Raw genomic sequence first — 13,437 nt, 5'->3', positions numbered from 1 at the left:
TAAGATTTAGCTTGATGTCGTTGATAGACTAGAGCTTATTAAATTTATTAACAGCCTCTACCACCTCTAAATATTTAGTATTACGGTATGATTATGTTGCGCTCACTTTACTACTTTAGCTTTTGGTAAATCCGTCTCAGATTTAGTTCAATTAGAATGATTTTATCAAGAAGGATGATCAGGAATTTTGTAGTAAAATCAGCGATTGTTTTTGAAACAGAAATTGGTTAAAAAAACATATTGTAAGTTTGGCTGAAACATTAATCACTAGAAATTTCCCTATTTTGTTTTGGATTAATTACTAGTTTAGTGATACCAATGAAGATTACTTAAACTATTTATTAAATAACTATTTACTTATGTGTAAATCTATTTATAGAAATGTTTTTTAGGAAAAAATAATTTAAATTTTATCAGCTAACTTAAAACGTCATAAAACATTTAATTTATATTAAAAACTGAAATATATTCTAGCATTTTTTTATTTAAATCAAATTATTATTAGTTTTTAGCTATTTTTTATAATCTAATCTAGTATTGTAGAATACTTTTTTCTAATTCTTGATAGAAATAAGTATTTAATTTGGTTTAATTTAATTTAAGGGAAGAATAGACTCCATATTTTGCAAAATTGATTGTCTTCAATTAGGAGTAATAATACTTTTATTTTTAAAAATAAAAACCTTATCATAATCCCTACTGACAGATCATTATCAAAAAATATTTAACTGTTCATACCTGGATAACTCTATATAATTTCAGTTAAATGTTCAATAAATCTTTAAATGATAAAGAGGTAAACAATAAAAATTGTTTACCTCTTTATCAGATTAGTAAACTAATTCAATTTCTCAAATTTGTTTTGACAGGAGCAACTTTAAAAATCTTCCTTTATTCACAAGATTTCTAGTCTCGGCACAATTGCAATTTTTATTAGAGTTAGACTTTAATAGTTGGCACAGTTAAAAACTGTAAAAATATCTTTTAGAAAAAAAATAAAGCATAATATAAACCTAGTACTTACCTAGGGTATTCTACCTATAGAATGACTAAAATAGCTTCTTAAATTATCACCTTTAAACATCAATTTTTTTATAGAAAAATATTAAAGGAAAGACTTTAACTAATGCGGAGATAATTTTAAAAAAACTTAACCCTACTTCACAGACTGATAAAACAGGAACTATTAAGATTAAACTTCAATTAAGATTAAACTTCAATTTTTGTTTGAAGTTATTATAAATCAGGGTAAACAGCAAACAGAGATAAGAACCGATGACTTAGGCTATTTTAATAGTTATAATTATTTATATATTTTTAACAACACAGTTAAAAAATTCTTACAAAAGGAGAGAATATATTTTTTATCTAAGTAGGACAAACAATTTCAGCGACAGAACTAGTTAAAGATGTAGTAGTCCTTACTTATCCTCATTATCAATGGGGATAAGTAAGGACTATTACTATATATTTCAATCACTTATTTTATCTCTCAGTAAACTATTTAGACAGTCATTAAAGAGCAACTGAGCAAACCTAAATAACCAACATATTGAATTCGTGTTGAGGACCTGCCTCGTAATTAGTAAAGTAAAACTGATTATAAGCAGTTACAAAAAATAACTACGACTAATTTCAGAAGCGAACTTTTACTAAAGTCTTTGTCCTGTCTTGATCAGTTACTAGGTAGCTTTTAATAAATTGACTTACTTTTCATTTAAAAATTGACGGTAAATGAAAAAAAATGATAAAGCAGGGATTATAGCCTAACATATCCCTGCTGAACCGTACTCAATTATAGTCAAAATTAATGGGTGCAGGACTCTGGTTAAAGAGCTAGTATAAAGATTCTTCTTGGTGAGTCTCGATAGTACAATCAGAAGTCGGATAAGCAACACAGGTAAGAACAAATCCTGCTTCAATTTGGTCATCATCTAAGAAAGACTGATCAGACTGATCAATAGTACCAGAAACAATCTTACCAGCACAGGTAGAGCAAGCACCCGCACGGCAAGAGAATGGAAGATCTAATCCTTGCTCTTCTGCTACGTCCAAGATGTACTCATCATCAGGTACTTCGAGAGTGGTGTTGATTCCTTCTGCTTCGTTTTTCAACGTAACTTTGTAGGTGGCCATATGTAATTCCTCTTTTCAAGTAAAGCGGCTATTGACTGTTATTGAGCAAGACTTGATTGCAAGTCTTATTCTCTGATACTAAGGGAAAAAGAACCAGAGTTAGGAAAGGATTAGTAATGAGATTTTTAAATAAACTTAACATAAGTTAATCTTATGTTTTATTAGAGAATATAAATACCATAATCTAGCTCAATAACAATTTTTTATTATCTTATCTTCAAGTTAATTTGATTGATTTCATATCAGAAAACTGTCCTCAAAAATCCTTAATCGATTACTATGAATTATAGTTATGACTATAATTGATGATCCGTACTTACAGACAATGTACTAGTTAGTAGACGATGAACTCAATAAGGAAGATATATTCCCTCTCGCAGCCCCTAAGAATTGGCATTATTGGCACAGGATATGTCGCCCAGAAACGAGCAGAAACTTTTCTTCAAGACGAGCGATCACAACTGTGTTGTGTCACAGGACATACTCCCGACAAAGTAGCTACTTTTGGACAAACTTACGGTATTTCTACTTGTGAGTCTTGGGAAACACTGATTAGCCATCAAGAAATTGACTTAGTAGTTATTTGTACCATTAACCAAGATCATGCCGTGATCGCTCGCACGGCCCTCAAAACTGGAAAACATGTAATTTTAGAATATCCATTAGCTCTCAATTTTGCTGAAGGATCTGAGTTACTATCCTTAGCCATTCAACAAGAAAAACTCTTACATATCGAACATATTGAACTCTTGGGAGGAATGCATCAAAAAACTCGTCAATATCTTCCTCAATTAGGTCAAGTCTTCTATGGTCGTTATACAACAATCACCTCTCAAAAACCAGCCCCACGCCGTTGGACTTATCATCGAGAGATGTTTGGCTTTCCTATGATAGCTGCTTTACCTCATATTCATCGCTTTACTGACTTATTTGGTACAGTATCTAGCGTATCCTCTAACGTTCGCTATTGGGATGCTCCAGAAGAAGGATATTTCACAGCTTGTTTATGCGATGTTCAATTGGAGTTTAATGATCAGTTAAAAGTTGATTCAATATATAGTAAAGGAGAAGTGTTTTGGAAGAGTGAACGAACTTTTGAATTATATGGAAGTAGCGGAACCTTGAAATTTGTCGGTAATTTAGGGACATTAATTACGGAAGAAGGTACTAAAACCATTGAATTAAGCAGTCGTCGCGGTTTATTTGCCCAAGATACTGAACAAATTTTAGATCATCTGTTTGGAAAAATTCCTCTTTATGTTAGCCCCCAATCAAGTCTTTATGCCCTGCAAGTTGCTGATATTGCTTACCAGTCTTCTCAATTGGGCTCTAAATTGAATGTTGAGTAAAAAAACCATGGGATGGCCATTGTCCACCCCAAATTTAATTGTGATGTATGAAATACCATTTATGATACTCAAAGATTGATGGCAATTAACATATAAATCATCGTGATAAGAGTTACCGTTGCCATTATTCAAGTCTAAAAAATAGAGAATTGTGTTGTCTTTAAAAGAGAAAGTATCTGCACTCAAAAAACTCGATTACAGCAACATTGCTATCGCAATACATTAGATAATATAGATTATACATTCAGTATTGGCTAGAGTTATTAGTAAACTTTTGGAAAAGTAACTTGTGCTATTTTAAGTCCTTTGGACCGGTACTTTTAGGCGGTTATCTTGGCTTTTTTTGCTTGAGTATTTATAAGTATTCCTCCTGTAATTAAAACCACAACCACACCGTAGACTTCTGCAAAAGCCATTGCAAACCATTTATTCTTTATTTAGAGATAAACATTTTTAATCTAAAAGATATTGGACTTTAATTCAGATTAATTGAAAGTTTTTCTGAAAAATTCTTTTGTTGGTGATTAAGATTAAAGTTCAGCTCGCACTGTAAACTGATAGTCCCCCCCTGGTTCTAGCTGATAGTCACAGTTTTCTAAAAAACGCCCCAACGGTTCATAAATTAAAGCTCGTCCTAGGGTTGGGTGAACCGATAAATGACCTCGCTGAAAACACCATTTAAATCGCCATTCATACTGAGAAGCCCTAACTTCTCCTTCAATTTGGCCATGCTGCCAAGACTGCTGAGTAATGCGGACATAAGCGATGGTTTCTGATCGACGTTGAGAATTCACAATAACGTTAACCTGTAATTTGCTTTGACATACTCCCCATGCTAAAAGATACAGGGATTCTTTAAAAGAAACGTGATTGTATTGCCTTAAAGTCGGTGTATACTTCATCGATTACTATCACTTTATAGGTGGTTTTAAATCTAGTTTTTCTCTGGAATAGAAGTCTTTTTTAAAAAAGTCCGTAAAATCGAATATTGACTAATTGTTTTAGTTAAATCAGAAGCTATTCGCCAAGTAAAAGTAAAATCTCTCAGACTAGAGATTGGAATTGTTATCACAATTCTGGTAACTGTCACTAAAAACGTCAAGGGAAAACACCCAACTTCGAAATCCGAGATCAAGTTGACAAAGCCATCTTCCCTCAACACAAGAATTGTCTAAAATCTCTAGAACTTGTGCTAAGATACTACACATCGAATATCATATATTATTTATAATAAGTAAAGCTATCACTATGTATTGGACTAACTCAAAATTGCATAAGTAAGTGAGCTTAAAGAAGCATAAAATAAAAAAGTACTTAGACGAGAGTGATTACTAGAGGCCAACTATTGAAGTTTACTTATTTACTTGCACCTAAAAATTATCTCTAAAACTATAACAAAAGTAAAAAAATATTTTTACTTTTGTTATAGACAATCAACAAATATAATTATAAAAACAATTTATAAATTAATTTTTTAAGCGGAAGAGGAACTGTGAAATTCTCCCAGAAGTGAAAGGAAAAGAACTTGGAACAAAAAATATATAAATTATCTTAATTCTAAAAAAAAATAAAAATTATAAAATAATTAAATGTTAACCAATAATCATCTAATTTTTTAAAAAAGAAAAAAGAATTAGATCCCAGGAAAATACATTTTTTTTAGACTCAAGCTAAAAATAGCAATTAATTAAGATCATAAACTAGCTTTTATCAGTTTATTGCCAAAAAACAACTATCAAAATATTTCTTTAGAGAAAGAGGTAGATACAACAAAGACAAAAAATAGATAATGGCGTCATTCTTTATAAGAATTAAGTACATACAAATGGTTTAATTAAACCTAAATTAAAATAGCAAAAAAAATCATACTAATTCTAAGAATCTTTCTAACTTATAGTTAACAATAGATATAATAGGAAAATAGCATCTAAACAAAAACTAACAAGATTGCTTTGACAATATTTAAAGATGAATATAATTGAGTGTTTAGCTAAGATGATCAAAGAAAGTATTCATCTAATAAGTTCTTTTAAAAACCTTTATTAAAGGAACTTAAACTTAACTCTGATTACTTAGACCATGGAGATACAGAATAATTTCCTTTTTCAATGTTTTTTAAAAATTTATTTAAAGCCACTTACTTAGGCTATAATCTCTCAAGATGGTTAAAAATTTTAAATCTTGATACTTCAATACATAATATATGATTCAATTATTTAACCGATTATGGCTGAATTTCTTGGAACTACCGGAAATGATACCCTAACTGGCAGTCAAGAGAACGCTCTGAGTCAGGGGCTTAGAAGGTCAGGACTTACTCCTTGGTGCGGCTGGCAATGATATTCTCAGGGGCGGTAGTGGTGTTGAATTACTCTTAGGAGGCACTGGCGACGACTTTCTAGCGGGTGGCAGCGGGCATGAAACTATTAGAGGTGATGTGGGTGATGACACTATCCAAGGTTTGACAGGTCAAAGCTTCCTCGCCGGTGGTTTCGAAACAGATATACTTGAAGACAATAAAGATGTTGATATCCTTATCGGTGGCAATGTAGGAGCTAGTGATGATAAACAGAAGAAACTAACTGGCGGCAATAGTTTAGATATTTTTGTCCTGCAAATTGTTGCAGATGTAGAGCAGTTTGACACTATTACTGATTTTGAAGATGGCACTGATTTATTTGATAGTATTAACTTTGGCGCTGTAACCAGAATTAAGCAAGATAAAAATGATGTTGATATTGTCTCTGGTGAGAATACTGTTGCCAGAGAATTAAACACTAATGCAGTTAGGATCACTATTGCGGACTTTGTTCAACCCGTTGTTTAAGGTAATGCCTATTAATTCCTAGTTCCTAATTCAGATATTATCCCTCTAATCGTTTATAACATAGAGGGATTTTGTCATTATGGATTTTTATATCGAGTTTTTTATGAAAAAATTTTTTATTATTGACCATTCACTATCTAATCTTCAAGGACATCACTATGAATGTAGTGTATCTATTGCGGAAGCAGCTGCGAGACAGGGTTATCAACCCATCATTGTTGCTAATCATAGCTTTCCTAAAGAACTATATCATCCAAGTATTAAGATGCTTTCTGTTTTTGAGGTCGATTGGTTTAACAACCCCGTTAATATTCAAAAGCTTCAAGGTTGGAAATTATATTTACAGAAATTTCTAGAAATTTTAAACGATAAACCGTTAGAAACATTTTATCAAAAAATTGAATCTACTTTAAAATTTTACCTAACTTACTGGAATTTAACTCAACCTAAACTAAGGCTTTTTCTAGAAAAAGTTCAAGGAAGTACCTCGAGACTTTGGGATTTGATTAACAAAGATATTAAACTTTTACAATCTATTCCTTTGTCCAATTCACTTTGGGGAATAGGTAAACTAATTTGGGGATTATTCAGATTTATCATTGATATAATTAGTACTAAAATCAATAGAAAGTTAATAACCTTATTAACTCATAAACCTGCTAGTTTTCAGGAGAGTTTATCAAAGACACTTAAAGATCTAAACGTTAATCCAGACGATCATGTTTTTATTCATACCATCGGAATTGAACAAGTTGAAGAAGTATATTTCTTCTTAAGAAAAAATAATGCTTCGAGTCTACCTCAATTCCATATTCTACTGCGTCGAGATATTAAAGATCCCTTAGTTGTTTATACTAAAGGAATGGGATTAAAAAAACTTTTACAGCAGTTTGTTGAGTCCAAACTTTGGCCAGATAAAATACAATTTTATACAGATACAGAAGATCTTGTTCAACGATATAATACCCTCAGTGCCGTTATTTTTGATCAAATTCCTATTCCATTTCGTCAGGAAAAACTTAAGAGTATACCCAAAAATAAAAGTTCATCTATACCCATTAATATTGTTTACTTAGGAGATGCAAGACCAGAAAAAGGTTATCATCATTTACCAAAAATTGTAAATGCCTTATGGAAAGATTATATTAAACCAGGAAAACTCAGATTTATCATACAATCTAACTTTAATATTGAGGGTGGATTAGGAAATATTCGTACGGCAAAACTTCAATTAGAAAGATATCCTAACCAGAAAGTTTCTTTGATTAAAGAAGCAATGTCTCCTGATGATTATTACCAACTTCTAGGAAAAGCAGATATTCTGATTTTACCCTATGATCCTGATAGTTATCGTGTCCGAACTTCAGGTGTATTAACTGAAGCGTTGGCAGCAGGAAAACCTGTTGTTGTTCCGACTAATAGTTGGTTGGCAAAACAGGTAGATTTATCACGAGCATGTATTTATAAAACCTTAGATGAAATCCCTGAGAGGATTATTTCAATAGTTGAAAACTTACCCAAATTTACAGCAGCAGCCAAGCAATTTTCTTTAGAATGGAAAGAAAAAAATTCACCAGATTATTTAGTTAAGTTTCTATTGAGCAGAAAGAATATTACAATTCAAAATTTAAGTTCTATTTCTCAAGCGGTAAAAGTTAAGTTATCTCCTCAAAAAAATATTAATTCTGAAATTTTAAAAGTTCTTTTGCTTATAGAAAGTGATTGCTTATTAGAACAGAATAATAAGAAAGATTTTATACTCAAACAGATTGAATACTTATCTCGTTGCGGCTATAAAATTTATGGAATATTTTTTCCCAGTTCTAAAACTATAAAACAAGAAAATTTTGATAGTTTCAGAAGTAAACTTAATCGGGTAATTACTAATCTTAATCAAGATTTTTTTCTGACTCAAAGCTGCATTATTAACTACAGAACTCCCAATTCACTCCCTCAAGGTATTAGTGCTCGTAAATATACTCAAGATCTTTGTAAAGATAAGACAAGTTTAGAACGAGCTCTAGTCGAAAGATATAATTTAGAGATTCATTCCTTACTAGAAACTAATCAGTTTGATCTCACTTTTATTAACTCCATTGCTAGTTGGAGTATTATTGAAAGATATTCTTTAGATCAAGCTCCAATTATTTGTGAAGTTTCTGATATTTTATCCTATCAGTATGCCTCAAAAAACGATAGAAATATTGATCTCGCTGAATATCAACTAGAATGCCAATTACTTAATAAATGTAGTGGATTAATATTTCATCATGATTATGAGTTAGAAAAAATAAAAGAAAAAGTTAAAAATCCTCAAAGCTATCTTTTATCTTTTGATAAAACACAAGAATTTAAGCAATTATCAAATAACAAATATTATAGCTTAATGGATGAGATACTATCTTCATTACTTAAAAAACGAGCTTTATCAATTAAAGAAAGTAATAAAAAAGTTGCTATTTTATATCCTTGGGGAGATATTTTAGAACGTAAAAGTGGAGCTAGTAAACGAGTTGGATTATTAATAGATTATCTCAAGTCAGAACTATATCAAGTTTGGTTATTGACAACCGGAGAAAGAAAAGATTTCCGAAGAGATAATATCCGCTATACTTATTATCAAGAATCTCAGACAAATTATTCTTTAGTTAAAGACATTTATGCAGATGCTTATCGAACTTGTTCTAAAGCTTTAAATTTAAGTTTAGCTGACAATAAAGAACAAAAAGTAACTGATGAATGGAATCATTGGTTACCGTGGATTTATTATCAATATCGTTTCGATAGTGGCTTTATTAGCCAGATAGAAAATATAGTGGAATGGGCTGATGTAATTATATTAGAATATCCTTTTTGGTCCTTAACAGTTACTAATATTTGTCGTCAATATCAGACCAAATTGATTATAACGGCTCATGATATTCTTTCTAAACAATTAGATAGTTCAACTCTCCCAGGAAAAATTGCTTTAGCTGAAGAAATCGAAGGACTCAAACAAGCCGATCATTTAATTTGTGTTTCTCAGAATGATCGAGATTTTCTGAAAAAATATAAATTAGATGCTCAAGTAATTCCTAATCCTGTTGATTTAGATTCAGATAAATTTATCGATCATCAAGAAGAAATATTTAAAATTTTAGATAAAAAATGCTTAGAATTACTGACTCAACCATTTTGTTTATTTGTAGGAAGCCAACATCCTCCTAACATAGGGGCAGTTGAAAAAATTCGTCAAATATCTCAATCATTTGCTCAGGAATATCCCCGTGTTAATTGTAATTTTGTCGTGGTTGGTAGTTGTTGGAAACCGGAACACCAAGATAACTTTTTATCCTTGGGGAAGGTGGAAAATCAAGTACTATCATTCCTCTATCAAAAAGCATCTTTGATTATTGCACCTATCATGTCGGGAACTGGAACTTCCTTAAAAATTATGGAGGGGATGGCTTACGGAAAAGTTATTCTAGGAACTACTATTGCCTTTAGAGGTTATCCTGTCAAATCGCAACAGGAAGCCATTATATGCGACTGCTTAACAGATTATCCTTTGCAGATAGCTGCTCTGCTGCATAATAAACAAAAACAACAAGAAATTGGATACAACGCTAAAAAATTGGCTCAAGATTACGATTACCGCCACTTATATTCTTTATATAAAGAATTGATTGAACTTTAACAATTATTTCCGGGAGCATTCTAAGCTTACAAATTTTGTTTTTCTCCGATTAGTTATCTTTCCCGGTCTCCCTCTCACCTAGAGGGAACCTACCCTTAAATTAACGCGTCGACTGATGAAAAGTTTAAATATCTAATAATTGTTGAATTTATTAGCCTTTAAGGATGTAAATTCAATCACAATGATTAGGTATTTTAAACCAAAGCTAGGTTAAACATTAATATTATTGACCAGTCATGAGTTGACTTACTTGACTCTTGTTTCTAACATTTTACGAATGCAATGGTTTTAATCCACTAACTCAGTCCCTAAGCAAAATCAACTGTTTATTTCTTATAAAGTTTATCCTAAAGGCTTCAGCCCCACTGGATAAGCCCCTCGGGGATTTATTACAAACATAAAAAATATGTTTAAACTAGAGAAGCGTTATTAACCAATATATTATGAAAGTTCTGATTGCAGATTTTGATTTATTCAGTAAAGTAGGGGGTGGACAAACCTTTTACAAAAGTATTATTAAAAAAAATTCCCAGATTGAGTTTTATTATCTTCTTGAAAAAGAACCTTTAAACACTTCTCGCCCACTCAATGCTAATGTTCTCAAGTATCAAGAAAAATTTCTACTTACTGATTTTAAGGATTTCTTTGAAGTAACTCCTCCTAAATGGGTTGAACGGGCTTGTGTTATGGCTAGTAATATTGCTGCCTCTGTCGCCGGCCAACAATTTGATATTATTGACGTTCCTGATTATGAACAATGGGGAATTTTTTTGCGATCAGCCCTAAATCGTTATCAAGTCAATTTTAAAAGCATTGCCCTATCAATGCATGGAAAAATATCTAAAACCTTACGGTTAGATTGGTTTGACTTTGGACGAGATAATATCCCCTTAGATATTCAAGAAGTGATGCAGTATAAAGCCGTAGATATTCGCTATGGTATTAGTAAAAGTTATCTAGATGAATGGAGAGAAATTTCTGAGCTTCCATCGTATTACTATAATCCCCTTCATTTTTTTGATCTTCCTAAGCCTACCCAATGTTTAACATCAGAAACTGCCCCGAACTTAAATTTTATTGGACGAACAGAAAAACGAAAAGGCCCTGACATTTTTATTGATTTAGTATGGTGGCTCCCCCGTTCCAGCTATACTCGTGCTCAAATTATTGGTCCCCATAGTTATAACTATAACAACACAATTTCTTCTCAAGATTATCTTGACAAGATGTTAAAAAACAGACTGAAAGATCTCGATATAAGTTCTCCAGTCAGTAAGAGGGAATTGGTAGAGTTATTTGCGAGTAAATCTATTACTTTTGTGCCGTCAAGATATGATACTTTTAATTTAGTTGCCTTAGAATCTCTATTGTCTGGTTGTCCAACAGTAGTTGGCAATGGAGCCGGGGTTTGTCGCTTTTTAGAAGAGCAATTTCCTAAAGTCCCCTTTATAACCATTGATATTAATGATATTTATTCGAGTCTTCCAGCAATTATTCAAGTGTTGGAAAACTATGAAGAATATCGCCAAAACCTAGTAAATACAATTCTCCGTACTAATTTAGAAATAACTGATCCTACCTTAGAAGAAATTTATCATCAATCTTCTGTAGCTGAAGTACAAATAAAAAATGAATTAGATCAATGGTATTTTCAACTTATCGATTATTGGGAATCAAATAAACTTGGCTTTAGTTTCTCTAAAATACCAATTATTAAAGCAGTAAAATCTAAAGTTAAGTCCAAAATGAAACCAGCTTATGAGCAACTTAAACAAACTGTGGGAGAAGTTAAAGAACAATTAAGAAAACCCTTAGAGGAAACAAGTAATGCTCAAGTATTAAAAGCTTCCAAATTAATCAGACGTTATAAATATACATTTAATGCGTCAGAATTAACCCAGAAAGATTTGGGTAATAAAGTTAAAGAATGTTGGAAGTTAGGATCAGCTTTTGAAGCGGGTGTTCAAAACTGGCGGTATCACTTAGAAAATGGCTATCGTATTGATCGGGTGCGTCTGTGGAGAGAAATTGCTAGACTTGAGGAATTACGGGGCAATGATTTTGTAGCTGCTACCTATAAAATTCGGGGAATGCGTTTATTAAACGGCGATAATTTTGGAGATCTCCCCTTTGTCCTACAAACCTTAGAAAAAAAAGGGTTAACTTGTGAAACACAGGTTTTAGAAGCAATATATGGCAATTTAGCCGAACGAGAAAGTCGATGTCACACTCTAATTGAGCAGGCTTTTAACGACAATAAACAGAATAATTCTGACTGGAACTATGAAATTATCGATGATCGCCGAGAGAAGTCTAATTATAAAGTAAGTGTTATTGTTTCTCTCTATAATGCGGCTGAAAAACTTCCCTTATTTCTGAAAACTTTACAGCACCAGACTTTGATGCAATCAGGATGTGGAGAGATTATTCTAGTTGATAGTGGTTCCCCAGCGGATGAATACGCAGTTTTTCAACAGTTGGCCCCCAAACTTAATTTACCAATTCTCTATGTTAAATCGCACAAACGAGAAACTATTCAGACAGCTTGGAACCGTGGAATTTCTCTTGCCAAAGCTCCTTATTTGTCTTTTTTAGGCGTAGATGAAACTATTCTTCCTGAGTGTTTAGAAGTCTTAGTCAAAGAACTAGATAAAGATCCTAAACTTGACTGGGTAATTGGTCATAGTTTAGTCACAAATGTTGATAAACAGGGCAGTTGGATTAATGATATAATGCCCTATTATCGAAATAAATATAAGCAAGATCTAGTCTACTTAGAAACCTGTTATTTATCTTGGGTAGGAGCATTATACCGTCGTTCAATTCATGATCGTTTTGGATACTATGATGGTACATTTAAAGGAGCGGGAGATACGGAGTTTAAGAGTCGAGTTTTGCCCTTTATTAAAAGTAAAGTTATCGACCGAACTTTAGGAGTTTTTTGGAACTATCCTGATGAGCGAACTACCCAAAGTCCTCAGACCGAAATTGAAGATTTGCGAGCCTGGTATATACATCGAACCTTAGCGGGGGTGCGTTATGCTTTTGCTAATCGAAAGATTGAGGAAATAGAACAATTAATTTACCTATGTTTGTGTTATCGTAAGTCCTACTGTCGTCATACCAGTACCGATTTAGAGTATGCTTATAACCTAAGTTTATATCTGAAAGAAATTGCTCCCGAATCCCAAGCTCTCAAATATTTACCAGGAATAAAAACTCTACTTAATGCATATCGAGAGTTAGATTGGGTGCCCAAACTTTCTCGTTTTTCTCCCCTAGGACGTATGTTAAAAACTAGAAATATTGCCCACAAAATTGAGCAAGAACATCTCAAATCTTGGCATTCAGAACAAAGTTTAGGCTTACAACCAAACTATAAAATTTTCAATGATAATCGTCATGAACAACACGCTTTTCTTTGGTTTACTGAGGTAGAAAAAAGTTAA

General features: G+C 32.2%; 6 protein-coding genes. 4 read left to right on the top strand and 2 right to left on the bottom strand.

Annotation, left to right across the window (positions count from 1 at the left end; genetic code table 11):
• Positions 1–1,836 precede the first annotated feature (1,836 nt).
• The gene (locus P3F56_RS04545; RefSeq protein WP_281153585.1) at positions 1,837–2,136 is read right to left on the bottom strand and encodes a ferredoxin; all 300 of its coding nucleotides are present in this window, start codon (positions 2,134–2,136) and stop codon (positions 1,837–1,839) included.
• 344 nt (positions 2,137–2,480) lie between these two features.
• Here P3F56_RS04545 and P3F56_RS04540 point away from each other — a divergent pair, with 344 nt between their 5' ends.
• Positions 2,481–3,485: a Gfo/Idh/MocA family protein gene (locus P3F56_RS04540; protein ID WP_281153584.1), complete on the top strand. Its 1,005-nt coding sequence runs from the start codon at positions 2,481–2,483 to the stop codon at positions 3,483–3,485.
• Between the two features lie 530 nt (positions 3,486–4,015).
• Here the strand turns inward: P3F56_RS04540 and P3F56_RS04535 are convergent.
• Complete coding sequence (locus P3F56_RS04535; RefSeq protein WP_281153583.1) at positions 4,016–4,279, bottom strand: DUF3146 family protein; 264 nt, start codon at positions 4,277–4,279, stop codon at positions 4,016–4,018.
• A 1,547-nt stretch (positions 4,280–5,826) separates the two neighbouring features.
• Between P3F56_RS04535 and P3F56_RS04530 the strand changes: the two genes are divergently transcribed.
• The 3 genes from P3F56_RS04530 to P3F56_RS04520 all read left to right on the top strand — a co-directional run bounded on the left by P3F56_RS04530 (position 5,827) and on the right by P3F56_RS04520 (position 13,437).
• Positions 5,827–6,312, top strand: coding sequence for a calcium-binding protein (locus P3F56_RS04530; RefSeq protein WP_405054779.1), 486 nt, complete (start codon positions 5,827–5,829; stop codon positions 6,310–6,312).
• A 103-nt stretch (positions 6,313–6,415) separates the two neighbouring features.
• Positions 6,416–9,988, top strand: a complete 3,573-nt coding sequence (locus tag P3F56_RS04525) for a glycosyltransferase (protein ID WP_281153581.1) — start codon at positions 6,416–6,418, stop codon at positions 9,986–9,988.
• Positions 9,989–10,431: 443 nt separating this feature from the next.
• Positions 10,432–13,437 carry a glycosyltransferase gene (locus P3F56_RS04520; RefSeq protein ID WP_281153580.1) on the top strand — a complete coding sequence of 1,002 codons (3,006 nt, stop codon included), beginning with the start codon at positions 10,432–10,434 and terminating at the stop codon, positions 13,435–13,437.

Origin of the sequence: cyanobacterium endosymbiont of Epithemia clementina EcSB (assembly GCF_029919255.1) — a bacterium.
GTDB lineage: Bacteria > Cyanobacteriota > Cyanobacteriia > Cyanobacteriales > Microcystaceae > Rippkaea.
The sequence above is the reverse complement of the archived record's forward strand: the minus strand, read 5'-3'. Positions and strand labels throughout refer to the sequence as shown.